Annotated in this window: 22 protein-coding genes; 3 read left to right on the top strand and 19 right to left on the bottom strand. The window is 47.3% G+C overall.

Annotated features, from left to right (window positions below):
* Positions 1 to 94 precede the first annotated feature (94 nt).
* Together ACWJJ5_RS11095 and ACWJJ5_RS11090 are read right to left on the bottom strand one after the other, a co-directional pair.
* Entirely contained in the window at positions 95 to 829 is a 735-nt protein-coding gene (locus tag ACWJJ5_RS11095) for a LytR/AlgR family response regulator transcription factor (protein ID WP_058906272.1), read from the bottom strand.
* Positions 807 to 2,588, bottom strand: coding sequence for a sensor histidine kinase (locus tag ACWJJ5_RS11090; RefSeq protein WP_031379151.1), 1,782 nt, complete (start codon positions 2,586 to 2,588; stop codon positions 807 to 809). The genes ACWJJ5_RS11095 and ACWJJ5_RS11090 overlap by 23 nt, the downstream gene beginning before the upstream one ends.
* Before the next feature lie 184 nt (positions 2,589 to 2,772).
* Between ACWJJ5_RS11090 and ACWJJ5_RS11085 the strand changes: the two genes are divergently transcribed.
* Positions 2,773 to 3,567: an HAD family hydrolase gene (locus ACWJJ5_RS11085; RefSeq protein ID WP_014418604.1), complete on the top strand. Its 795-nt coding sequence runs from the start codon at positions 2,773 to 2,775 to the stop codon at positions 3,565 to 3,567.
* Positions 3,568 to 3,620: 53 nt separating this feature from the next.
* Here ACWJJ5_RS11085 and thrS read toward each other — a convergent pair whose 3' ends face one another.
* The 9 genes from thrS to ACWJJ5_RS11040 all read right to left on the bottom strand — a co-directional run bounded on the left by thrS (position 3,621) and on the right by ACWJJ5_RS11040 (position 12,954).
* Positions 3,621 to 5,552 (bottom strand): threonine--tRNA ligase, encoded by a 1,932-nt coding sequence (gene thrS / locus ACWJJ5_RS11080; protein WP_015417978.1) that lies wholly within the window; start codon positions 5,550 to 5,552, stop codon positions 3,621 to 3,623.
* 409 nt (positions 5,553 to 5,961) lie between these two features.
* A complete protein-coding gene (gene ytxC, locus ACWJJ5_RS11075; protein WP_003152478.1) occupies positions 5,962 to 6,792 on the bottom strand; it encodes a putative sporulation protein YtxC in 831 nt (276 codons plus the stop codon).
* A 65-nt stretch (positions 6,793 to 6,857) separates the two neighbouring features.
* Positions 6,858 to 7,499 (bottom strand): TVP38/TMEM64 family protein, encoded by a 642-nt coding sequence (locus tag ACWJJ5_RS11070; protein WP_070082726.1) that lies wholly within the window; start codon positions 7,497 to 7,499, stop codon positions 6,858 to 6,860.
* Between the two features lie 31 nt (positions 7,500 to 7,530).
* Positions 7,531 to 8,466, bottom strand: coding sequence for a primosomal protein DnaI (gene dnaI, locus ACWJJ5_RS11065; protein ID WP_007408085.1), 936 nt, complete (start codon positions 8,464 to 8,466; stop codon positions 7,531 to 7,533).
* A 24-nt stretch (positions 8,467 to 8,490) separates the two neighbouring features.
* The gene (locus tag ACWJJ5_RS11060; protein ID WP_326359622.1) at positions 8,491 to 9,900 is read right to left on the bottom strand and encodes a replication initiation and membrane attachment family protein; all 1,410 of its coding nucleotides are present in this window, start codon (positions 9,898 to 9,900) and stop codon (positions 8,491 to 8,493) included.
* A gap of 111 nt (positions 9,901 to 10,011) precedes the next feature.
* Positions 10,012 to 10,470, bottom strand: coding sequence for a transcriptional regulator NrdR (gene nrdR, locus ACWJJ5_RS11055; RefSeq protein ID WP_003152473.1), 459 nt, complete (start codon positions 10,468 to 10,470; stop codon positions 10,012 to 10,014).
* 248 nt (positions 10,471 to 10,718) lie between these two features.
* Positions 10,719 to 11,099 (bottom strand): adenosylmethionine decarboxylase, encoded by a 381-nt coding sequence (gene speD / locus ACWJJ5_RS11050; RefSeq protein WP_003152471.1) that lies wholly within the window; start codon positions 11,097 to 11,099, stop codon positions 10,719 to 10,721.
* A gap of 238 nt (positions 11,100 to 11,337) precedes the next feature.
* Entirely contained in the window at positions 11,338 to 12,360 is a 1,023-nt protein-coding gene (locus ACWJJ5_RS11045; protein WP_063174674.1) for a glyceraldehyde-3-phosphate dehydrogenase, read from the bottom strand.
* A gap of 207 nt (positions 12,361 to 12,567) precedes the next feature.
* On the bottom strand, positions 12,568 to 12,954 hold the full coding sequence (locus ACWJJ5_RS11040) for a winged helix-turn-helix transcriptional regulator (RefSeq protein ID WP_003152469.1): 387 nt from the start codon (positions 12,952 to 12,954) through the stop codon (positions 12,568 to 12,570).
* A gap of 183 nt (positions 12,955 to 13,137) precedes the next feature.
* Here ACWJJ5_RS11040 and ACWJJ5_RS11035 point away from each other — a divergent pair, with 183 nt between their 5' ends.
* Both ACWJJ5_RS11035 and ACWJJ5_RS11030 read left to right on the top strand, forming a co-directional pair.
* Entirely contained in the window at positions 13,138 to 14,337 is a 1,200-nt protein-coding gene (locus tag ACWJJ5_RS11035) for an MFS transporter (RefSeq protein WP_063174673.1), read from the top strand.
* A gap of 58 nt (positions 14,338 to 14,395) precedes the next feature.
* A complete protein-coding gene (locus ACWJJ5_RS11030; protein ID WP_003152464.1) occupies positions 14,396 to 15,238 on the top strand; it encodes an aldo/keto reductase in 843 nt (280 codons plus the stop codon).
* 38 nt (positions 15,239 to 15,276) lie between these two features.
* Here ACWJJ5_RS11030 and coaE read toward each other — a convergent pair whose 3' ends face one another.
* The 8 genes from coaE to icd all read right to left on the bottom strand — a co-directional run bounded on the left by coaE (position 15,277) and on the right by icd (position 25,318).
* Entirely contained in the window at positions 15,277 to 15,870 is a 594-nt protein-coding gene (gene coaE, locus ACWJJ5_RS11025; protein WP_031379146.1) for a dephospho-CoA kinase, read from the bottom strand.
* Between the two features lie 15 nt (positions 15,871 to 15,885).
* Entirely contained in the window at positions 15,886 to 16,518 is a 633-nt protein-coding gene (gene ytaF, locus ACWJJ5_RS11020) for a sporulation membrane protein YtaF (protein WP_454022403.1), read from the bottom strand.
* Between the two features lie 136 nt (positions 16,519 to 16,654).
* Positions 16,655 to 17,485 (bottom strand): DNA-formamidopyrimidine glycosylase, encoded by an 831-nt coding sequence (gene mutM, locus ACWJJ5_RS11015; protein WP_454022402.1) that lies wholly within the window; start codon positions 17,483 to 17,485, stop codon positions 16,655 to 16,657.
* 24 nt (positions 17,486 to 17,509) lie between these two features.
* Positions 17,510 to 20,149 carry a DNA polymerase I gene (gene polA / locus ACWJJ5_RS11010; protein WP_156735640.1) on the bottom strand — a complete coding sequence of 880 codons (2,640 nt, stop codon included), beginning with the start codon at positions 20,147 to 20,149 and terminating at the stop codon, positions 17,510 to 17,512.
* Between the two features lie 246 nt (positions 20,150 to 20,395).
* A complete protein-coding gene (pnpS, locus tag ACWJJ5_RS11005) occupies positions 20,396 to 22,135 on the bottom strand; it encodes a two-component system histidine kinase PnpS (protein ID WP_101562335.1) in 1,740 nt (579 codons plus the stop codon).
* A complete protein-coding gene (locus tag ACWJJ5_RS11000) occupies positions 22,128 to 22,847 on the bottom strand; it encodes a response regulator transcription factor (protein WP_003152457.1) in 720 nt (239 codons plus the stop codon). Before ACWJJ5_RS11000 ends, pnpS begins: the two co-directional genes overlap by 8 nt.
* 215 nt (positions 22,848 to 23,062) lie before the next feature.
* On the bottom strand, positions 23,063 to 24,001 hold the full coding sequence (gene mdh, locus ACWJJ5_RS10995; RefSeq protein ID WP_003152455.1) for a malate dehydrogenase: 939 nt from the start codon (positions 23,999 to 24,001) through the stop codon (positions 23,063 to 23,065).
* Between the two features lie 45 nt (positions 24,002 to 24,046).
* Positions 24,047 to 25,318 carry an NADP-dependent isocitrate dehydrogenase gene (icd, locus tag ACWJJ5_RS10990; RefSeq protein ID WP_003152454.1) on the bottom strand — a complete coding sequence of 424 codons (1,272 nt, stop codon included), beginning with the start codon at positions 25,316 to 25,318 and terminating at the stop codon, positions 24,047 to 24,049.
* Positions 25,319 to 25,334: the final 16 nt, after the last annotated feature.

The raw sequence follows: 25,334 nt of genomic DNA, 5'->3' as shown, positions 1-25,334 counted from the left end.
AAAAGAGAAATCGCTTTTTAAAGCGCTTTCATAACAAACGGCTGAATATTCATTCTGAAATGCAAAAAACGGCTGCTGAAATGCAAAAGCCGCCTCATATAATATGAAGCAGCTTTTTTAAGTCCTTGGCGTATGTACGGCTGACGGGAATTTTAGAGCCGTCTTTTAGAATCAGATTGTAAGTCGAATTAAACCACGGATGAATTTCCGTAATATGCTCCGTATTCACGATGAACGCGCGGTGCACTCTCAAGAAACCCGTATCAGGCAGTTTTTTCTCAATGACCGCCAAAGTTTCATGAACGGAATAAGACGCGGCAAACGTTTTGACGGAAACGTGTCCGTCCTCCATGCCGGCGTAAATAATGTCCTTCGTATCTAAAATGACAATAGATTCACCGGCTGATACAGCCAGTTTATGCGCTCCGGCTGCGGACGGCTGCTCCGAGACGGCTCCTGCCCTGTCCAGCTTCACTCTTTTAAACTTTCTGATCGTCTGGCGCACTCTTTCTTCATCAAAAGGCTTCGTTAAATAATCGAGCGCGTCGACTTCAAAAGCTTTTAAAGCAAATTGGTCATACGCCGTCGCAAAAACGACGGCCGGCGGATTTTTCATGTTTTTCAGCCGTTTGGCAATGTCAAATCCGTTTTCTCCTGACAAATCAACGTCCAAAAACAGCAGATCCGGTTTTTGATCCATCATACTGTCAAAAGCGGATTCAATATTTTCAGCTTCGTTTATGTCACTTACTTCATTCGTCCGTTTCAGCAAATAAGCTAATTCATCTCTTGCCAGCATTTCATCATCAACGATTAACACCTTCAGCATGTTCTTCTCCTTTAGTCATCAGTTTCAAAGGCAGCTCAAATGATACGTCCGTACCTTTGCCGGCCTCACTTTCCAATCGCAGGGCTGCTTGTGGGCCGAACAGCCCGATCAGCCGCTGATTTAAATTGTAAAGCGCGGTTCCCGTCCCTTCTTTAGAAGGGAGCGGACGGTTTCCGAGCACGGACAGCAATTCCGGATCAATTCCCCTACCGTTATCTCCAACCCGCATTAAAACCGACTGACCGGCGGATACCACGCTGACATTGACGGCACAGCTGTCCTGCTTTCTTGAAAATGCATGGCGAAGCGCATTTTCGACGAGAATCTGCAGCACAAAAGGAGGAATTTCGATGTCCTCCAAACCGCGTTCGATTTCAAGACTGATTTTATATTTCCCGGGAAAACGGGCCTGCTCCAATGATAAATACGCCTGCAGATGGTTCAGTTCTTTAGAAAGCGGGATGAGCAGCTGCCTTGCCCCCTGCAGATTGGAACGGAAATAGACGCTGAGCTGCAGCAGAAGCTTTCGGGTTTTTTCCACATCCGTACGGCAAAGTGCAGAAATCGTATTGATCGCATTAAACAGAAAATGCGGATTGACCTGTGCTTGAAGCGCCTTTATTTCTGCGTCTTTCAGCAATTTGCTCTGCAGTTCCGCCTCGCCGAGTTCAAGCTGGGTGGAAAACAGCATGGCGAGTCCTTCTGCAAGCTCTTCTTCAACCCGGCTTAAACCTGACGGGCTTTTAAAGTACATTTTCAGCGTCCCGATCGTTTTGCCGTTTGACGTCAGCGGCAATACAATCGCCGCATGCAGCGGACAGGGATCGTGCGTGCATTCAATTTCTTCCTTTGATGTCGCTTTCATAATATGACCCGTTTTAATGACGCGTTTTGACAATCCGGTGATCAGGCTTTCAGACGGAATATGATGGTCGGCACCCGCGCCGACGTGCGCCAAAATCTTTTCGTTATCCGTAAGCGATACCGCGTCCGTTCCTGTTTGCCTGTGGATGATGGCGGCGACGCTTTTGCATGAGCTTTCATTCAGCCCTTGGCGGAAAAACGGAAGCGTCTGATCGGCAATCATCAGCACCCTGTGGGTTTCAAGGGCTCTCGCCCGTTCTTCCTTTCGGATAATCGACTGAATGATCGAAAGAAAAATAAAAGTCCCTGACCCGTTTACCAATATCATCGGGATGCCGATGATGCTCACAAGCGTCCAAGCATCAGAAAACGGCTTGGCCATCAAGAGGATGAGCAGCATTTGCAGCGATTCCATTCCGAGTCCGACAAGCGCGGCCACACGCGGTGTCGGCATCGCATAGCGTTTTCTGAAATACCGTCCGATCCAGCCGGACAAAATGCCCGCTAAAACGGATGAGACGGCACAGCTGACTGCGGTCGCGCCGCCGAGTGATAAACGATGCAGGCCGGCCAGTATGCCGACGCCGATTCCCACATACGGACCGCCTAAGAGTCCGCCGATTTCAACGCCCATAATTCTTGTATTGGCAATTGAACCGGACGGATTAATTTGAAACACCCAATCATTATTCATGATTGTATTCCGCTGAATTTCTATTCCCGTATAGTTGCTGATGATACTGAACAGCGAGAAAATTGAAATCAGCACCGCTTTGCCTTTATAGCTCTCAGGCTGCTGGAGCGCCTGTCTGAACAATCTGGTATGAGCCAGAACAAATCCCAATATGACGATAATTCCGACTCTTTCCAGCATCATGATGATCAAATGCAGCATACTTTTCACCTGTTCTTTCAAATTGTATTTTATCACGTTTTAGAGCCTGAGACAGAATCTGACACAAACCTGCCTGTTTTTTTCAAATCATCTGAAAACATCTTTCACAGTCTATGTATCTATTGTAGAATAAACGGGAGCCTTGCGGCAGAGAGTTTCAGAATATAACAAAGAGGAGAAGATCATGAAAGCCGTATTTTTTGATTTGGACGATACACTGTTATGGGATGAAAAAAGCGTCAGAACAACATTCAGGGAAACATGTTTACAAGCGGAAAAAAAATATGGCCTTGACCCGCATACATTTGAAGAGGCGGTTCGGAAAGCGGCACGGGAATTGTATATGTCATACGAAACCTATCCTTATACGGTCATGATCGGCATTAATCCGTTTGAAGGATTGTGGGCGAATTTTTCCGAGCCGGTCAGCGAAGGATTTAAACAGCTGAATCGGATTGCGCCGGAATACAGACGAAACGCCTGGACGAACGGCTTAAAAAGCGTCGGTATAGACGATGCGGCTTACGGCGAATATTTGGCGGAGTTTTTCGCGGCGGAACGCAGACAGCGCCCGTATGTGTATGATGAAACGTTTGCGGTGCTTGATAAGCTGAAAGGTGTTTATGAATTGCTTCTGCTGACAAACGGCGATCCCAGCCTGCAGAAAGAAAAACTCGCCGGCGTTCCTGAGCTGGCGCCTTATTTTAATGAAATCGTCATCTCAGGCGCTTTCGGAAAAGGGAAACCCGATGCCTCCATATTCGAACATTGCCTCGGCCTCCTGAACCTGAAAAAAGAAGACGCCATTATGGTCGGAGATAACCTCAATACTGATATATTGGGAGCGAAACGGGCAGGCATTACGACAGTCTGGGTAAACCGGACGCAAAAGAAAAATGATACGGACATTGCGCCTGATTACGTGATCAGCGATCTTCACGAGCTGTTTGCGATTATAGAGAAACAAAAAGAAAGATAATTTTACACGCAAAAAAACCCCATTCTGAATGAACGGGGTTTTTGTATTTCCGGTTATTTTTTCGCTTCGGCTACAGCCTTTTTCACAAAATCGTCCAATGAGACGGTTTCTGATTTCTGCTCGCCGTATTTCCGGACGTTTACCGCGCCGTTTTCCGCTTCTTGGTCACCGACCACAAGCATGTACGGGATTTTTTGCATTTGCGCTTCACGGATTTTATAGCCGATTTTTTCGTCCCGGCTGTCAAGCTCGACACGCAGGCCTTCGCGCTGCAGGCGCTCCTGCACTTTTTTCGCATAGTCAAGATGCACGGACGGTGATACAGGAATGACTTGGAATTGCACCGGCGCAAGCCATGTCGGAAGGGCGCCTTTGTGCTCTTCAATTAAGAAAGCAACGAAACGCTCCATCGTTGACACGACGCCGCGGTGAATAACGACAGGGCGGTGCTGTTTGCCGTCTTCTCCGACGTAAGTGAGATCAAAGCGTTCCGGAAGAAGGAAGTCAAGCTGTACAGTTGACAATGTCTCTTCTTTGCCGATCGCCGTTTTCACCTGCACGTCAAGTTTAGGGCCGTAAAACGCCGCTTCGCCTTCCGCTTCATAATAGTCGTGCCCCATCTCATCCATTGCCGCCTTCAGCATGGATTGCGCTTTGTTCCACATCTCATCATCATCAAAATATTTTTCCGTGTCTTCAGGATCGCGGTAAGACAGGCGGAATGTGTAATCATTCAGGCCGAAGTCTTCGTATACGTCTTGAATCAAACGGACCGTGCGGATGAATTCTTCTTTAATCTGATCAGGGCGGACGAAAATGTGCGCGTCATTTAACGTCATGCCGCGTACGCGCTGAAGACCTGAAAGCGCCCCGGACATTTCGTATCGGTGCATCGTTCCCAGCTCTGCAATCCGGATCGGAAGCTCGCGGTAGCTGTGAATGTCCTGTTTATAAATCATCATATGGTGAGGACAGTTCATCGGACGGAGCACGAGTGTTTCATTGTCCATTTCCATCGGCGGGAACATTGTATCCTGATAATGATCCCAGTGGCCTGATGTTTCGTACAGGTCTTTGCTTCCGAGGACAGGCGTATAGACGTGCTCATAACCGAGGCTCAGCTCTTTATCCACAATGTAGCGCTCGATCACGCGGCGGATGGTCGCGCCTTTCGGCAGCCAGAGCGGCAGACCTTGTCCGACTTTTTGAGAGTTGGCAAACAATTTTAATTCTTTGCCCAGTTTTCGGTGGTCACGCTCTTTCGCTTCTTCAAGCATGCGCAAATGCTCTTTTAAGTCATCCTTTTTAAAGAAGGCCGTGCCGTAAATGCGCTGAAGCATTTGGTTTTTGCTGTCGCCGCGCCAGTATGCGCCCGCAAGGCTCAGCAGCTTAAATTCTTTAATTTTGCCTGTAGACGGCACATGCACGCCGCGGCACAGGTCAAAAAATTCGCCCTGCTCATAAATGGAGACCGTTTCGTCTTCTGGGATGGCATCCAGCAATTCAAGCTTCAGATTATCGCCGATTTCCGCAAACATGGCTTTTGCTTCATCACGGCTCACTTCTTTTCGGATGATCGGCAGATTTTCACCAATGATGCGTTTCATTTCTTTTTCAATCTTCGGAAGGTCATCCGGCGTCAGCGCCTGCTCCATTTCAACGTCATAATAGAACCCGTTTTCAATGACGGGGCCGACTCCGAATTTCACATCTTTATAAATGCGTTTAATCGCCTGGGCCAATAAATGCGCCGTGCTGTGCCGCATGATGTTCAAGCCTTCTTCTGTGCCTTCTGTAATGATTTCTACGGCACCGTCCTCTTGAATCGGCGTTCTTAAATCAATTTCCTGTCCGTTCAGTTTTCCGGCTAAAGACTTTTTCTTTAATCCCGGACTGATGGATGCCGCGATATCTTCTGTTGTTGTTCCTTTCGGAAATTCCTTTACCGCTCCGTCCGGAAATGTGATGTTGATCATATCTGACATCTTCGTCACTCCTTTTTTTATGCAAATCAAAAACCCCGCCCCCTATGAAAGGGACGAGGTTAAATAAACGGAATCGTGGTTCCACCCTTTTTTCCGCGCGGCCGATTGTTTCGGCACCTGCGGCTCTAAACTCTGTAACGGGAGTTCCCGTCAGCTATTACTGGCGCTTATTCCGGCGTTCACAGCTGAAGTTCAAAGGCGGTAAAGACAATGATCCATAGCTGGAAAGCTTTCAGCCTGGGCTCTCCTCTCTTATAAAGCCGGTATCAATGCTTCATGTCCTTATCAATACGTGTAGCAATCATTAATCTTTTATGTATTATAAAATGTCTGTGAGAAAAATGCAACTCGGTTTTCCGTCTGATTTCGCACAGACAGCCCTGCCGCTTACGCAAGGCCGTCCGAGCGGCTATCCTTCCGTCTTCTCGGCTGCAAACGCGCCCAGCGGAAAAAGGCGCACCCTCTCCTGAAACACGTTTTGAATCGTTCTGGACATCATATGTTCCGGTTTGTCCGTATACAGTTCTACCGTCTCAGGCGCAATGGAGATCAGCGGCGCAAGGAGATGGGAATCTATATACATCGGGTGCTCCCGCACAAACCGTCTGTCTATGTATTTTTTCTGTTCCCGTTCTGACACATAGCGCAGCTCCCACAGCGTAAAAGCCCGGTCATGTACGATGCGGACTTTCTTCATCCGCGGCGGATTGGATGTCACATAATCTCTCAGAGACTGGATAAAGTTTTGATATTCCTGTTCCATCCGGTATTCATCTATCGCAGCCTCCGCGTATTCTCTGAGCCTCTCATAATACCTGCCGAGCCGGAACGTCTGAAACGAACGCACGGAAAAAACACCCGCATCAAGTGAAATCGTCCGGAGCGCATCTGAAATAAACTGTGTGCGCGGCTCTTTCTTCGGCTCAAACGGATGATCCTCAAGCTCTCCTTCCATAATGCTGTGTGCAAGCTGAAGGATTTGCTGCTGTTCATCCTGATCGGTGAAGCAGTATGCGTCCTCAATAAGCGAAAGCATATGCTCGTCTTCTTTGCATTCCAAAAAAAACCTGACAAGTATCGGCTCAATAAAGCGCTGAACGCAAAAAGCCGTTTCAGACCTTGCGATTCCGACTTTTTTTATGCCTTCACGGACAATAAAATGTCTCCGGTCGTCCGATTGCTGAATGAGATGTAAAAAAGCGGCGGTATCGTGGTCATCTTCAAAGATCACTTCAAGCATATTTGTCCCCCCTTACGGCATCTGTTACAAGTATATGGGGGATGTTTTTAAAATAGACGTAAAGGTTAGCTTTCACCGCCGAACAAATGACGCACCTTCTTTTTAAATATAACGGGAAGCGATAAAAATACGACGTAAAGACAGATCACGCAGAGTACGGTCAGCACATTGCCGGACATAAAGCTCGCGCCGAGCACATTCAGGACGATCGTCCCCGGAATGATGCCCGCTGCGGTCGCCAAAAAATACGTTACCGGCCTGACTTTCGATAGGCCCGCGGCATAGCTGATCACATCAAAGTTAACAGGCAGAATGCGCAGGATAAAAATATAAAAGAAGCCATTGGTTTTCATCTGCTTTTGAATGGCTTCCATTTTTCCATGACGGCTTTTCTCATTAAAGGCAAACAGCCCCGCCGCAAAAAAAGACGCGGCGGCAGCGCCCATTGAGCCCGCCAGCGTATACATGGTGCCGAAAAACGGGCCGAACGCCAATCCTCCGGCGACGGAAACGATTGATACGGGAAACAGCACAAAAGGCCTGACGATGGAAATTCCGATAAACACAAGCGGCGCAAAAACACCGAACGATAACACCCACAGCCGGATCTCCTTAGGCGACAGATTCAGATATTTGCGGTTTGCCCACAGCAAAAGACCCGCTCCCGCCGCAGCCGCAGCCCAAGTGACAGCCTTCTTATTCCTCATTCCCTCAAATCCTTCCCATTGGACGCCGGCATCATGAACGGCGGCGGTTTTCCCCGTCAAGACGGACAGGCGAAGCCAAATATAAAATCCGCTCCATCAGTCTTGCCGCTTTTACTTCTTCCTTTTCTCCCCGCTGTGAATACGTAAAATGATGCTTCAGCTCGTCTGGTGAAAAATTAGACGAGAAGAAAGTGGGAAGCTGCTGGCTCATTCTGTGCTGAAGCACGGTGCCGATGACTTCATCCCTGACCCAGCTTGTCATTGATTCCGCTCCGATGTCATCAAGCATCAGTACGGGCGTCGTTTTCACCATATTCAGTTTCGCCTCCAACGACTGATCCTGGAGCGAGTTTTTCAGCTCTCTGACAAATTCGGGAACATATACGATCATTGATGAATACTCTTTTTCCGCCAGTTCGTTGGCAATGGCGGCTAAAATAAATGTCTTTCCGATTCCGAATTTTCCGTACAGATACAGGCCTTTGCCTTTTCCCGTTTCATTATAGCTCTTCAGAAAATCCGTCACATGCTGGAAAATGCCGAGTCTGCTCGGATCGGTAATGTCGATCTGCTGAAACGTCGCGCCGAGAAGATCCTGCTGGATATACATGCTCTTCATCAGGGACTTTTGCCTTTTCTGGCGGTCGAGCTTTCTCTTTTCCGGACATTCGTAATATTCAATATCAATGGAACGCCCGTTGATCACAAGCTTCGGATGGTAGCCTTCAAGCAGGCTGTTCGTCCGGCTGTCTTTCGAACAGAAGGCGCACTGTTTGCTTTGCTGAACGAATTCGTACAGTTTATTTAACCCTCTGTCAATCATGCTTTGATTGATTACATCTTTCTGTTCCTTCAAAAAAGCCTGGACGTCTTCGTCGGCCATGACTTGCTGCTGCATTCGTTCCAGGCGTTTTTGAAAGTCAGGTCTTTTCGTCACGCCTTCTAAGGATCGGCTGATCGGTTCCATTCAATATCACCCCGCTTCTCTGTCTCAATAGGCAGAGTATTTTTTCAGTTTTTTCATTTCTTCCATCATTTTTTTCTTCTGTTCTTCAAGATCCTGTGCGGAAAGAGCCGGCTGTTCTTGTTTCTTCCCGGTTTCTTCTTCTTTCATCCAATCAGGGCGCTTTTCTTCCCGGACGGTTTTTTTGCCGCGCGCCGCGCCGTTTGTTTTGCCGTCCGCCCAATCAAGATATTGCCTGTGCTCTTCGATTGCGAGCTTCATTGCTTCCCGTACCGTTTTGACTTTCTTTCTGGCCCAGTGGGCGGCGATTTTTTGGATATAGTTTTTGGACAGCTTCATATCCGTTTTCAGCATGACATAATAAATCAGCACATTGGTGACGCCGGGCTCAAGCTTTTGTTCGAACATAATATCGGCAATAATCTGCAGGTCGGCTTTTGACGGCTCGGTCCCGTCCGCAATGTCCTGAAGAAGCTTTCTCGGTGATATGGTCTCAAGCTGTGCGATGAGTTCGCCGTTCAATGAATCGTCCTTTTCCGTCCGGTTTTCTCTCAAGGTGACAGGCTGTGTTTTATCAATCAGTTCCGGAAGCTTGCCGCTTCTTTCAATTTGGTACCAGTCGCTGGCCGCTTTCCTCAGCGCTTCTGCCGTTATCGTATCCTGTTCATTAATTGCGGTCATGACGACGTGCTGCATGGAGATAGGATCTATTCCGTATAAATATGAAAGCTTTTTAATGCTCTCCCGCACATCCTGTGTGATTGATTTGCGCGGTATCATCGTTTCTGATAACCCCGCCAAAAACAGCTCAAAATCAAACACTTCCTCCGTCACCGTATAGGAAGGCGCTTGTCCGACAGACGCCGTCTCATAGTCCTCGGGGAGCTTCATCACCTCTTCCATATCAGGCGTCATTTTCCATTCACTCGGCTGAAAAGAGGCAAAGGCGTGATTAAACGGACGGGTAATTTCCCTTGCGCCCGCGCCGACGGAAGGGTGCGTGTAAAATTGTCTCAGCTGCTGGTATTTCGTTTTACCGACTCTGTTATAAAGAAAGACATTCAGCATGCCGTCTTCAAAAAAATCATTCGGCCTGAGCGGGGGCAGCAGCTCATAAATAAACATCCGCTCTTTTTGCTCGGACTCCCGGATATACACTTTCAGCAGCCCGATTCCTTCAAGCTTTCCCTGTTCATGATGAATCTTTTTTAAATTTGACTGCATCATGCCCATCAGCTGCCTGTGCGTGGATTCCGCTCCCCACAAGCGGTTCTGCTCAAGCTCCCCCCACAAGGTCATATAAAGGGAGAATGCAAAAGAACCGATCAGCGGCTGGTACAGATGTGTCAAAACCTGTCTGTCGACATCCTGAAGAAGCGAACGGCTTTTGACCGTATAAGGATCTACAGGCAATACGTCATTCCAATAGTCAGCCATGATTCTCAAACCTTCCGATATGTTTCTACTCTCATTTTACACCGTTTCTGCGATCTATCAAATGCCAATTTTGCTCATGAGAAAAGAGCCAGACACAATCTCTTAGCTCTCTCAGCGTTCTTTCTTTATTAAATCTTTCAATTCATCGATAAACACGTTTATATCCTTAAACTGCCGGTAGACGGAGGCAAAGCGGACATAAGACACCTCATCGATTTTCGCCAGGCGGTCCATTACCATTTCACCGACAAGTTCGCTTTTGACTTCAGATACGCCTTGGTTTCTCAGCTCTTTTTCAATGTCAAAGCACATGTCTTCCAATGTTTTTAAAGGAACGGGCCTTTTTTCACAAGCTTTAATTAACCCGCGCAGCATTTTTTCACGGCTGAATTCTTCCCGGACGCCTTCTTTTTTCACGACGATCAGAGGCATCTCTTCAAACTTCTCAAATGTAGTGAAGCGGTAATGGCAGGCTTCGCATTCCCGCCTTCTGCGGATTGATTTCCCTTCGTCCGCAGGCCGTGAATCAAGTACGCGGGAACCGTTATGCTGGCATGAAGGACATTTCAAATTGGATCAGCTCCCATCTGTTTCGTTGCTGTAATGCGGTTCGCAAGCTTCCGGTAAATGCCCGCCAACGTTTCTAGGATGAGCCTATTTGTTGGGAGAGCCGATAGACCGGCCTTATCTTTTCTATTTTACAAAAAAAATGCTTAAAGAAAAAGCAATGCTGTTTTTTTACATTAGAAAAGGAGCATCAGCTTCAAAGCGCGTAATGGCTTTTTCAGCTTAGCTCCCTTGTGTTTGCGTTTTGAAAATTACAGTACTTTCGCTTGTGCCTGTTTAATCTGTACAGGCCCCATTCCTCTCGGTATTTCAATGTTTTCTCTTGTATCTGCATGTAATGCGTCCGCAATGTAATCCGCAGCCACATTAGGATCCAGGTCTCCACAAGTATAAACATCAATGCTTGCATATCCGTGTTCAGGAAAACTGTGAATCGTTAAATGTGACTCAGAGATAATAACGACTCCGCTTACGCCTTGCGGTGCAAATTTGTGAAATGCGACCTCGCGCACCTCAGCTCCTGATTTCAAAGCAGCATTTACAAACGTTTTTTCAATAAAATCCATGTCATTGAGCTTATCAAAATCGCATCCCCACAGCTCGGAGATGACGTGACGCCCCATTGTTTCCATAATCATGGACCCCCCTTAACAAGAATTAAAAAAGTGAATTTCCGAGAACTGACCCGGCCATTTACCACGGGGGAAAGTTAGTCCGGAGAGGTCCTAACCCTTTAAGTAATTCCGAAGCAGTCACGAGCAAGAAGTTCACGAAAGATAGTATACTGTGTTTAAGTTTATTTTGCAAGGTGTGTTTTTTGCGAATATGCCGTTAAGGGTTTTTTTCTAACAAATGTCCATGATCTTTAGTCTACACAGCTGACGGGTGTTTCATTCGCGCGGCGACGTGACGGATAAGATCAACGACCCGGCAGGAATATCCCCATTCATTGTCATACCAGGCGAGCACCTTTACTTTTCGGTCTTCCATCACCATCGTTGTCAGTCCGTCGATGATCGCAGAGTGTGAATTCGTATTATAATCCGAAGAAACGAGCGGCTCATCCGAATAATCAAGAATTCCGTACATCGACGTTTTTGCGGCTCTTTGGAAAGCGGCGTTCACTTGCTCGGCAGACACATCTGTTTTCAGATCGCAGACAAGGTCCACTAATGACACATTCGGAACGGGAACACGCAAAGCAAGACCGTGAAGTTTTCCTTTCAAATGAGGCAGCACGAGCGACAGCGCTTTAGCGGCGCCTGTAGAAGTCGGAATGATGGATTCTCCGCACGCTCTCGCCCTCCGCAGATCTTTATGCGGATTGTCGATATTTTTTTGATCATTCGTGTAAGCGTGAACAGTCGTCATCAGGCCGCTTTCAATCCCGAATTCCTGATCAAGCACTTTGACGACCGGCGCAAGACAGTTTGTCGTGCAGGATGCATTTGAAATAATGACATGTTCATCGGGATTGAACTGCTCTTCATTTACTCCCATGACAATGGTAACGTCTTCATTTTTGCCCGGAGCCGTCAAAATGACTTTTTTCGCCCCTGCTTCAATATGGCTCATCGCTTTTTCTTTTGAATTAAATTTCCCCGTTGCCTCTACGACGATGTCTATTCCGCATTCTTTCCACGGAAGCTCTCTCGGGTCCCGGCGATTGAACAGCATAATATGTTTTCCGTTGACGATCAGGCTGTCGTCGGCGGTCTCAACTTCTTGATCGTATTTGCCGTGAATTGTGTCATACTTTATCAAATGAGCAAGCGTTTCCGGGGGATAGCTTGCATTAATGGCTGTTATTTGAATTTGATCATCTTCCATTGCTTTTCTGAACACCATTCTTCCGATTCTTCCAAACCCGTTGATTGCTACTTTTACCTTCATGCTCAGGTCACCCCTTTTTAATATGCCACTCTAATTTACCTTTATTTATATATAGTATAACACATTAAAAGAAATCCGCCAGTACAACTTGATAAAAATCCACCCTTATACCGATCAATATGTTGTTCAATCGGTTTTTTTGCATATAAAATGATCTTTCTTCCATAAAAAAAGCAGGATCAGCGTCTCAGGCTGCCTGCTTTTTTCTTATATTTGTCCCGGTTCTTTAAATTTGTCATTTAAAATGCTGTCCTCTAAAACGGAAGACACCTCGCCGTACCGTTTAGCAATATGCATCGCGCCCCAGTCACACAGCGCATTTAAAATTCTTTCCAGACTGTGCCCGTATTCACTCAGCTCGTATTCCACTTTCGGCGGCACCTGATTGTACACGATCCGGTTGATGACGCCGTCAGCTTCCAGCTCCCGCAATTGCTGTGTCAGCATCTTCTGGGTGATGTCCGGCATAAGCCGCTTCAATTCGCTTGTCCGTTTTTTCCCGCGCATGAGGTGGCAGAGGATCACACACTTCCATTTTCCGCCGATCACTTCAAGCGCCGCCTCTACGGATATATTGTATTTTTTCTTCAGCAACGGTAATTCCTCCTCATCTATAGGAACTAAAAAGTGCCTATGGCACTTAAAAGTACGTTCTTTTCAATGACACTTCTATCAATCATAATGACATTTGCCGGCTGAAAAGGAATGTACTCTTATACTTATATCGTTTACCCGGCATCATTTCAACCATACATTATCGTTCAAGGAGGAAAACAGATGTCTTCACATCGCCAAAGCTATTTACCAGCGCTGCTGGCATTAGCCGTCAGCGCTTTTGCGATCGGCACAACCGAATTTATCAGCGTCGGACTGCTGCCGCTTATATCTCAAGATCTGCATATACCTGTGACAACGGCGGGACTTACCGTTTCCATGTATGCTCTGGGCGTGACATTCGGCGCGCCGGTTTTAACGTCTCTCACATCCGGCATGTCGCGGAAAACGCTGCTGCTCTGGGTAATGTTGATTTTTATCGCCGGAAATACACTCGCAGCGAGCGCTTCCTCAATCGGCGTCTTACTGGCGGCACGGGTCATTTCGGCTTTTTCCCACGGCATTTTCATGTCAATCGGGGCAACGATCGCCGCCAATATCGTGCCGGAGCATAAAAGAGCAAGCGCGATTTCTATCATGTTCACGGGGCTGACGGTGGCTACGGTGACCGGCGTTCCGTTCGGCACCTATCTCGGCCAGCAATTCGGATGGAGGATTGCCTTTGCCGTCATTGTGGCGGTAGGAATCATCGCATTCCTCACAAACGCGCTTCTCGTTCCGTCACATTTGCGAAAAGGGACGAAAACCGCATTTTCCGAGCAGGTCAAACTCGTCACAAACGGCCGGTTATTGCTTTTATTTATTATTACGGCGTTAGGCTACGGCGGAACGTTTGTCGTGTTTACGTATTTATCTCCGCTTCTTCAGGAGGTAACCGGTTTTCAGAAAGAAACCGTCGCGGCCATCCTGCTCATTTACGGAATTGCGATTGCCATCGGAAACATGATTGGCGGCCGTTTATCAAACCGGAATCCGCTAAAAGCCTTGTTTTATATGTTCATTGTCCAGGCTGCTGTGCTGTTTGTCCTGACTTTTACCGCACCGTTTAAAACAGCCGGGCTGATCACCATTATTTTCATGGGGCTGTTGGCGTTTATGAATGTGCCGGGGCTTCAGGTATATGTCGTGATGCTGAGTGAACGTTTTGCGCCAAGCGCCGTTGATACAGCATCAGCCTTAAATATCGCAGCATTTAATGCCGGAATCGCGATCGGCTCGTTTGCCGGCGGAATCATTACAGACTCAATCGGAATCATTCATACCGCTTGGATCGGGGCGCTGATGGTGCTCAGCGCGGTCGTATTAACCGGATGGAGCAGGAAGCTTGAAAAGCGGGATCGCACTGCCATTGAAAGGAGGTGAGTTTTTCTTCAGCGCATTTTGATTTTTTCAACAGACAAATAATAGGAGGAATATATACATGACAACACATTTACAAGCAAAAGCAACATTGCATAACGGAGTAGAGATGCCTTGGTTCGGCATCGGAGTTTTCAAAGTAGAGGAAGGCGCGGAACTCGTCAACGCGGTGAAAACGGCATTGGTTCACGGCTATCGCAGCGTTGATACCGCCGCGATTTACGGAAATGAAGAAGGTGTCGGCGAAGGGATCCGCCAAGGGCTGCAAGAAGCGGGATTAAAACGTGAAGACATTTTTGTCACGTCAAAAGTATGGAATGCCGATTTAGGATATGAAGAAACGTTAAAAGCGTTTGACACAAGCTTAGAAAAACTCGGTTTAGATTATTTAGATTTATATTTGATCCATTGGCCTGTCGAAGGAAAGTACATCGATGCGTGGCGGGCGCTCGAAACCCTCTACCGGGATGGACGCATTAAGGCGATCGGGGTCAGCAATTTCCAAATTCACCATCTGAAACATCTCATGAAAGAAACGGAAATCAAGCCGATGATCAACCAGGTGGAGTACCACCCGCGCCTGACACAGAAAGAACTGCTTGCTTTCTGCACTGAACAAGGCATTCAGCTTGAAGCGTGGTCGCCATTGATGCAAGGGCAGCTGCTTGATCACCCCGTCTTACAGGAGATCGCTGAGAAATACGGCAAATCAGCCGCTCAAGTGATTTTGCGCTGGGATTTGCAAAACGGTGTCATCACCATTCCGAAATCAACTAAAAAACACCGTATTGAAGAAAATGCAAATGTCTTTGATTTCGAACTGTCAGCTGACGATATGAAGCGGATTGATGATCTGAACGAAAATCTCCGTGTCGGTCCGGACCCTGACAATTTTGATTTTTAACCAGAAAAACACCGTTCGGCTTTCCGAACGGTGTTTGTTTATGCCCAGCCGCTCAATACTTCCTCAAGCTGGTGCTTTGTATGTTCAAGACTGCCGCTGTTATCAATGACGGCGTCAGCTTTTTTTGCTTTGTCAGCTAAAGGCATTTGCGACGTTATCCGGCTCATCGCTTCTTCTTCTGTCAGGGAATTCCGCTCCATCAGCCGTTTTAGCTGAATGTCTGCCGGTACGGTGACGACGAGCACCTTGCCGACAAGATAATCAAGCCCGCTTTCATACAAAAGCGGTATATCCAAAACGACGAACTGCTCTTTTCTCGCAACGGCTTCATCCCGCTGTTTCAGCATTTCCGCACGCACTGCCGGATGAACGATCTGATTCAGCTTCAGACGCTTCTGTTCGTCAGTGAAAACGATAGAACCGAGTTTTTTTCTGTCAATGCCGCCGTTTTCCAGCAGGATGTCTTTTCCGAATGCTTCCACAATTTGTCCGTAAGCCGGCATTCCTTTTTCCACCGCCTGTTTCGCGATGACATCCGCATCAATGACTGTTATTTTTTTGTCGATCAGCATACGCGCTACCGTGCTTTTGCCGCTTGCGATGCCTCCCGTTAAACCGATGACCAAGCTCAAAAAGCCCACTCCTTCCTACATTTTCCAAATACCGATGATAATCAGCAGGACTCCCGGCAAAAATGTCATTTTATCTATCCAATTCCATCTTGAGAGCAAATGCCCAGCGTTTATGCCGAGTGAAACAAACAGCGAGCTCATCAGCCCGACAGTCACGCTCATCATAACCGGAGAAAAGCCGAGAATGGCCGCTCCCAGCCCGGCGCCAAACGCGTCAATGGATAAGGCGATACCGAGCAGAAGCGCCTCGACTCCGTTAATGGTTCCGGATTGATCAATATCGGCGCTGGTCGGTTTTTTCAAAATATGAATGACGATGCCGAGCGATTTCACTTCAAGATTAAGCAGCGTTTTTTCATGCAATAAGTAATCCGGCTCTTTAGCCGGTTTAAAAAATTGCCAGATGACCCATGCCCCGATTCCGATTAAGATCAGCCCGCCCAGTTTCTCCGTGACGGATACGGGAAAAATCTTTGTCAGAAAATGGCCGATCAGCATGGATATAAACATCACAGAGGCTGAACAGCAGGCGATCACGGCAATCGCTTTGAACGGGATTTTCATTTTTCTCAAACCGTACGTAAACCCGACTGAAAAACTGTCCAAGCTGACAGCAAAAGCCAAAAGCAGCAAAGAAACCATCTCCATATCCGTTTCTCCCTTTCTCTTGATCGGCAATTGTGGCATATGCCTATTGGGTGAATCACAATATATATATGGAGAAAGGTCATCAACTGTGTTAGAAAAAAGTCATTCTGCTGCCGCCTGCTTGAACAGCTTCAGTTTATGATTTTTTTTGGCAGCGGGCGCAAAAATGCGTCCCCCTTCCGCCGACCACGATTTTAGAAATCATCGTGCCGCACGTTTTGCACGGTTCATCCTTTTTGCCGTATACGTAATGTTTGAGCTGAAACATTCCGATTTTCCCTTGAGAATTGATATAAGACCGGACGGTGCTCCCGCCCGCGTCAATCGCTTCCTGAAGGGTGTCTTTAATTTCTGTATGAAGCGTTTTTATCTGCCCGTCAGACAGGCTGTTCGCTTTTGTCTCAGGATGAATACGCGCCCGGAATAAAGCTTCATCGACATAAATGTTGCCGAGGCCGACGACCGCTTTTTGATCGAGCAGGGCGGTTTTCACCGCGCGGTTCGTTTTTGCAAGCCGCTCTTTTAAATAATCGGCGGTAAATGCTTCATCATCTGGTTCGGGCCCGAGCTGTGAAAGCGGCAATGCAATCCGTTCCTCTCCCGGCGCAAATAAATGCATCGTGCCGAATTTCCGGACATCCCGGTAGCGGAGCTGTGTTCCGTCCGTCATGTGAAACACGACGTGCACATGTTTATCGTCAGGCTCATCGGCCTGATGAAGACCGTATTTCCCCTCCATCCGCAGGTGGGACACCATGACATAATGATCCAGATGGAAAAGCAAAAACTTTCCCCTTCTTCCGATGGATCGGATCGTTTCTCCTGCAATCTGCCGCGCGAATTCCTCCGGCTCGGCGGGTTTTTTGATGATATTCGGCCATCTGATATCCGCCGATTCAATCGTTTTCCCCTTCACAAGACCGGTCAGAGTGCGCCGGACCGTTTCAACTTCTGGTAATTCCGGCACAATCATCACTTCCTTTTTTTCTGTTTATTTTGCATCGTACCAGGACGGCCCTGAAGCATAATCAGCCTTCAGCGGCACGTCTAATGCCAAAGCATGCTCCATCACTTCAGGAACCAGCTTTTCTAATATTTCAATTTCTTCCTTAGGCGCTTCAAAAATCAATTCATCGTGCACCTGAAGCAGCAGTCGCGCCTTCAGGTTTTTCTCTTTCAGCTCAGCTGCCATGTCAATCATGGCTTTTTTAATAATATCAGCGGCGCTTCCCTGAATCGGCGTATTCATGGCCGTCCGTTCCGCAAAGCTCCGCAGGTTGAAGTTGCGGCTGGTCAGCTCAGGGATATAGCGGCGGCGCTGCATAAGTGTCGTCACATATCCTTTTTGTTTCGCTTCCTGCACCGATTCTTCCATATATGCCTTGACGCCCGGGAAGCTCTCCAAATAGCGGTCAATAAAAGCGCCCGCTTCTTTCCGGGTGATGCCGAGGTTTTGCGACAGCCCGTAATCACTGATGCCGTAAACGATCCCGAAATTGACGGCCTTTGCCTGGCGGCGCATCGCTTGTGTCACTTCATCTTCACTGACATGAAACACGTCCATGGCGGTTTTTGTGTGAATGTCCATGTCATTCGTAAATGCTTCGATCAGATTTTCATCTTTTGAAATATGCGCAAGCACCCTTAATTCAATTTGTGAATAATCGGCGGCGAAAATAAGCCAGTCCGGTTCGGACGGTACGAAAGCCTGACGGATTTTCCGCCCTTCCTCCAGCCGGATCGGAATATTTTGCAGGTTCGGATCCGTTGAGCTGAGTCGTCCGGTTTGCGTCAATGCCTGATTGAATCGTGTATGCACCTTATGAGAATCCTTGCGCGTGACTTTCAGCAGCCCTTCAATATAAGTCGATTGGAGTTTGCCGATTTGTCTGTATTGCAGAATGTACGCGACGATATCATGTTTGTCGGCGAGCTTCTCAAGCACATCAGCTGAAGTGGAATAGCCTGTTTTTGTTTTCTTTACTGGCGGCAGGCCGAGTTTTTCAAACAGAATGACGCCGAGCTGTTTTGGTGAATTGATGTTAAACGGCTCACCGGCGATGTCATGGATTTTTTCTTCATATTCTTTCAGTTTTGCCTTGAGCTCTTCTCCCATTCGCTTCAGTCTTTCAACATCCACTTTGACGCCCATTGATTCCATTTCTCCGAGAATTAGCGCAAGCGGGAGTTCAAGATCTTCATAAAGCTCAAGCTGATTATTTTCTTCCAAAGCGTCAAGCAGTTTGTCACGGAGGCTGTTAACGGCAGACGCTTTCCGCGCGAGATGATCGGCAAGCTCTTTTTCAGCCGGAACGGCGCGTTTTGCGCCTTTTCCGTATACCGCTTCATCTTTTGAAACGATATTCAGCCCGTATTCTTTCGCTACGCTCGCGACATCGTCGTACGAATTGCCCGGGTTTATAATGTAGGCAGCAAGAAGCGCGTCAAATTCCGTTCCCTTCAGCTCAATTCCCTGCCAGCGCAAAGCGACGACGGAACGTTTGCTGTCGAACACCCATTTTTTCATTGATTCATCTTCAGCCCAAGATTTAAAAGCTTCAGACTGAATGGCGATTTCTTTCGGAATATAATAAAGACCTGTTTCATTCACGATGGCAAAGCCGAGGATCGGTTCTTCGTGATAGTTATCACCGATTTGTTCGACGACCAAAGCGGACGGCGAAACGAGCATATCTTCGGTGATTTCTTCTGCCGTTTCGACATTGATGTCTTCAAAATTTTCTTCCGCCGTTTCCCCGCTTTCTTCTCCGAGCCGCTCAAGAAGCGTATTAAAACCGAGGTCTTTAAAAATGGCAACAACTTGTTCACGGTCAAACCCTTGGTAATCTAAATCTTCGGGCTTGACTTCAATCGGCGCATTTGTCATAATCGTCGCCAGCTCTTTGCTCATCAGGGCTTGTTCCTTATATTCTTCAAGCTTTTCTTTTAATTTTTTTCCGCTGACTTCATCAATGGAATCAAGCAGTTTCTCAACCGAATGGAACTGCTTTAAGAGCTTAATCGCGGTTTTTTCTCCGACGCCGGGGACGCCCGGTATGTTATCGGATGAATCCCCCATTAATCCCTTCATATCAATGATCTGCAAAGGGGTCAGACCGTACTTTTCCTGCACGTGCTCCGGCGTGTAATCTTCTACGTCGGTAATGCCTTTTCTCGTAATGGCAACGGTCGTTTTCCCGGTGGCAAGCTGGGTTAAGTCCTTGTCCCCCGAAACGACCTTCACTTCAAAGCCGTCTTTTTCAGCAGATACGGCAAGCGTGCCGATAATATCGTCCGCTTCATATTCAGGAAGCTCGTAGCGGCTGATGTTGTAGGCATCGAGGAGCTCACGGATGAACGGCATCTGTTCTGAAAGCTCCGGCGGCGTTTTTTGTCTTCCGCCTTTATATTCTTTAAACGTGCTGTGGCGGAAAGTGGTTTTTCCCGCATCAAAAGCCACCAGCATATGGGTCGGTTTTTCATCCTCCAGCATTTTCATTAAAATCATCGCAAACCCGTATACGGCATTTGTATGAATGCCTTTTTCATTGCTTAAAAGCGGCAATGCAAAAAACGCCCGGTACGCCAGACTGTTTCCGTCGACAAGCACTAATTTTTTTCGTTCCGTCATTCAATATCCTCCTAAGAGCAAAAGCTCGTCATTCCTCTGTTTTTTAATCTCACAGCTTCTCTTATTTTAACAAAGTTCAATTTGAAAGGAAAATGAGCGGACCCCGTGAAAACGCAAAAAAGGACGGGAACAAGAAAACACGTTCCCGCCGTCAAAATTGGCTCCTTGGATGAAGGGGTTCTGTTATATCCTAACAAGATAGGTTTAACAGGTCATGAAGAAATTGTTAATCCTTTGTAAAGCTGATCACGCTGCCGGCGGCCGCTTCAGCGTCACGGTGAACACAGTTCCCTGTCCAGGCTCACTTGTGACCTCGATTTTACCTTCATGGGCTTCTATTAAGTGCTTCACGATGGCGAGGCCGAGTCCGGTTCCTCCCGAGTTGCGGCTTCTGTCTTTATCCACGCGGTAGAATCTCTCAAATATCCGCGGGATCTCTTCCTTCTGAATGCCGATTCCCGTATCGGACACTTTGATATCGACAACGGTTTCTTTCACATGTACCGAAATTCCCACCGTCCCTTTTTCAGGCGTGTAGGTCAGGGCATTGTTCGCCAGATTCAAAAATACCTGCTTCAGCCTGTGCGCATCACCCGTCACAAAAATCGGCTCTTCCGGGAGATCGAGCTGAAAGCTGATGCCTTTTTCCTCAGCCTTATGCTGCAAAAGCGCCTCAATTTCATGCAGAATTTTTGCTGCATCAAAGGACTCTACGCGCATCGTAAAGTTTTGCTGCTCCATCTTGGATAAATCCAATAAATCCTGCACGAGAGATTGGAGCCGCTCACTTTCTTTCAGAATGATAGACAGAAAGTCTGAAAGCGCCTTTTCGTCTTTCATCGCTCCGTCTAACAGTGTTTCCGTAAATCCTTTAATCGAGGTGATCGGTGTTTTCAGTTCATGGGAGACATTGGCGACGAAGTCCTTTCTCATCTGCTCCAATTTTTTAATTTCCGTCATATCGTGAAAAACAAGGACGATGCCCTTCCATTCATCGTCAGGGCCCATGATCGGAACGCCGTCAACTTCAAAGTAGCGCCGCTCAATGTTGATGGGAAGTCTGAGCAGCTGGCATTTTTTCGTCTCCGTCATAAAAATGTCTTCGACAAGCCGAATGATCTCCTCATGTTCAAACGCATCGTGGTAAAGGCGCCGAAGCAGACGTTCAGGCTTTGTATGAAACTGCTTCGTGTATGACCGGTTCACGAGATTGATAAAACCTCTCCCGTCTATTAAAATCAAACCGGATCCGATATTTTCAATGACCGTTAATAGACGATCGCGCTGCATATCCTGCGTTCTTGTCATTTCCATTAAATCAACCGCCAGGCTGTTCATCGCACGCCCGAGACGGTCCGACCGCCTTGCGTAACCGCTGTAGGAGCGGGCGTCATAATTCCCCTTGGACAGCTCCGTCGCCACCTTTGTCGCGGCGTCGATTGATTTTTTGTAACGGGACGTCATGTTTGTATAAAAGAAAACGATAATGATAAAAGCGGTACAAAGACTTGCTGCCAGCATGCCCCACATTTCTCCGGTAACGCTTGAACCGCCGTTGATCTCCGAGGAAACGAGTACATACCCCGCAATTTTCCCTGCGTCATTTTTTACAGCAGTGCCGCGGATGACTTTGCTTTTCGACTGTACAGCTTCCTCGCTTTTATTGTGAGAAATGAACTCCTTTACGGCTGAATCATCAGCACGACTGCCGGAATGATATACGGCGTCACCCTTCTCGTTGAGCACGGAGACGTTTATACCGAGGGTGCGGCCGGCGTCACGGATTACCGTTTCATTGCTTTTATTGCCGATTCGGCCGGTGTCAAGAAGGCCCGCTATGTATACCGATTCCTTTTTCAGCTGATCCGCCGTTCTTTCTTCAGCGGATGAAGAAATAAGCTGCTGTAAAAAAAGACCGAGAACACTGAAAACCAATATGATACATACAACGAGTAAAGCGAACAGACGCACACGGACTTTATTCATTCATTTTTGGCTCCTCCAGTTTATACCCCAAACCTCTGATTGTTTTAATATAGATGGGTTTTTTGGTATTTGATTCGATTTTGTCGCGCAGATGGCTGATATGAACGTCAACAATCCGGGTATCCCCGGCAAAATCATAGTTCCAGACCGCGCTCAGCAGAAGATCTCTCGTCAGCACTCTTCCCTTGTGTTTTCCCAAATACAGAAGCAGTTCAAATTCTTTAGGCGTCAATTCCAGCTGTTCTGACTTAAAATACGCTTCGTAATGCTCCGGAAGAATTTTCAGCTCGCCGATGAGGATCTGCCCGTCCTTTTCCTCTTCTCTGCCTTGTGACAGCGAAGAAATGTCAGCCCTTCTTAAAATGGCTTTCACCCGCGCAGTGACTTCCCGCGGACTGAACGGCTTTGTCATGTAATCATCCGCTCCGAGCTCCAGTCCCAGCACCTTATCAAATTCCTCATCTTTTGCTGTCAGCATCAAGATCGGGACCATCATTTTCTGCTGTCTGAGCTGTTTACAGACATCGATTCCGTCCACTTTCGGCAGCATGACATCCAGTACGATTAAATCCGGATTTTCATTCTCTGCCAGCTCCAGAGCCTCTTCGCCGTCTGATGCGGTTATGACATCATAGCCGGACCGTTCCAGATTATACTGTAAAAGAGTAACGATAGATTGTTCATCATCTACAACTAAAATTTTTTTGTTCATGCTGCGCCCTCCGCTGTCTATTTTCCCCGACATCCAATTTTCTCTATTTTATGTGCTGCATATCACTTTATGATTTCATTTTATCCAATACTGCCCGTTCAGACAATTCGCCTTTTTGATCATTTTCAGAGAAAGGATCGCTCAGGGAAAAAGAAAACGCTTTCATTAATTGTAAAAAGAGGAAGGCTTCTGATTCGGAAGCCTTCCCTTTTTTCTTATGACAATACTTTCATCACGTTTTTGACAGATTCAACTGATTTACTCAGCTGCGCTTTTTCATAGTCTGTCAGTTCAAGCTCGATGATTTGCTCTAGGCCGTTTCCTCCGATAATCGTCGGTACGCCTAAGTAAATGCCTTCATGACCGTATTCGCCTTCTAAGTAAGCGATGGTCGGAAGCACGCGGCGCTGATCTTTCAAAATGGCTTCTACCATTTCAGTCAATGATGCAGCAGGCGCGTAGTAGGCGCTTCCGTTTCCGAGAAGGTTGACGATTTCCCCGCCGCCTTTTCTTGTGCGTTCTACAATCGCATCAAGACGGTCTTTCGGGATAAGCGTTTCAAGCGGAATGCCGCCCGCATAGGAATAACGGACGAGAGGAACCATGTCGTCACCGTGTCCGCCAAGAACAAAACCGGTCACATCTTTTACAGACAGGTTTAATTCTTCAGCAACGAATGTTCTGAATCGCGCAGTGTCAAGCACTCCGGATTGTCCGATGACGCGTTCTTTCGGGAAGCCTGATTCTTTGTACACCGCATATGTCATCGCATCAACAGGGTTTGTCAATACAACGATAATGCAGTCAGGAGAGTATTTCACGATCTCACGTGTGACGCTTCTCATGATTTTTTCGTTTGTAGATACGAGATCATCACGGCTCATGCCTGGTTTTCTCGCAATTCCGGCTGTGATGACGACGATATCAGAACCGGCTGTGTCCTCGTAGTTGGACGTGCCTGTGATTTTCGCGTCAAATCCTTGAACCGGACTTGCTTCGAGCATGTCTAGCGCTTTTCCTTTTGTCGGGTTTTCTAATTGCGGAATATCAACGAGCACAACGTCCGCAAGCTCTTTTTGAGCTGTAAGAAAGGCTGTTGTCGCTCCCGTAAATCCTGCTCCGATAACAGAAACTTTACTGCGTGTTTTTCCCATGATTCTCTTCTCCTTTTTTGGCTTCATTAGAAGTCTGCTTTAGGTTCAGTCCATGTTTTTGATGAGCTCTTCACCGAACTCTGAACATTTCACTTCGGTTGCACCGTCCATTAATCTAGCAAAATCGTACGTTACTACTTTTGAAGCAATCGTTTTTTCCATAGATTTAATGATCAAGTCAGCAGCCTCATTCCAGTTCAGGTGTTCAAGAAGAAGCACTCCTGAAAGGATGACGGATGACGGGTTGACCTTGTCAAGGCCGGCATATTTAGGAGCCGTTCCGTGAGTCGCTTCGAAAATCGCATGCCCTGTTTCATAGTTGATGTTCGCTCCCGGCGCGATTCCGATTCCGCCTACCTGAGCGGCAAGCGCGTCAGAGATATAGTCTCCGTTTAAGTTCATTGTCGCCACGACGTCGAATTCGCTCGGACGGGTCAAGATCTGCTGAAGGAAAATATCAGCGATGCTGTCTTTGACGATGATTTTTCCTGCCGCTTCCGCTTCGCTCTGCGCTTTATCAGCCGCTTCTTTTCCGTCTTTTTCGACAATGCGGTCATATTCAGCCCAAGTGAATACTTTATCTCCGTATTCTCTTTCGGCAAGCTCGTAGCCCCAGTTTTTAAATGCCCCTTCAGTGAACTTCATGATGTTTCCTTTGTGGACAAGCGTGACAGACTTACGGCCGTTTTCGATCGCATACTCAATGGCAGCTCTGACTAAGCGGCTTGTGCCTTCTTCAGAAACAGGCTTGATCCCGATTCCTGACGTTTCAGGGAAACGGATTTTGTTAACGCCCATTTCATTTTGCAGGAAGCTGATCAGCTTTTCAACTTCTTCAGAACCTTTCGCATACTCAATTCCGGCGTAAATATCTTCCGTATTCTCGCGGAAAATGACCATATCCGTATCTTCAGGACGTTTGACCGGAGAAGGCACTCCCGTGAAATATCTGACAGGGCGCAGGCACGTAAACAAATCAAGCTCCTGTCTCAGCGCCACGTTCAGAGAACGGATACCGCCGCCGACCGGCGTCGTCAGAGGACCTTTGATGGCGATGAAGTACTCTCTGATGTCTTCCAGCGTTTCGGCAGGAAGCCACTCACCTGTTTTATTATAAGCCTTTTCACCGGCATAAACTTCTTTCCACGTGATTTTTTTCTCGCCTTTATATGCTTTTTCAACAGCGGCTTCCAATACTTTAGAAGCGGCGTTCCAAATATCAGGGCCTGTGCCGTCGCCTTCAATAAACGGGATAATCGGATTATTTGGTACGTTTAATACTCCATTAGAGACTGTAATTTTTTCACCTTGTGACACAATATTACCTCCCAGT

The sequence above is a fragment of the Bacillus sp. JK74 genome (genome assembly GCF_053663395.1).
Note: the sequence above shows the minus strand (reverse complement) of the source record. Positions and strands in the feature narration are given on the sequence as shown.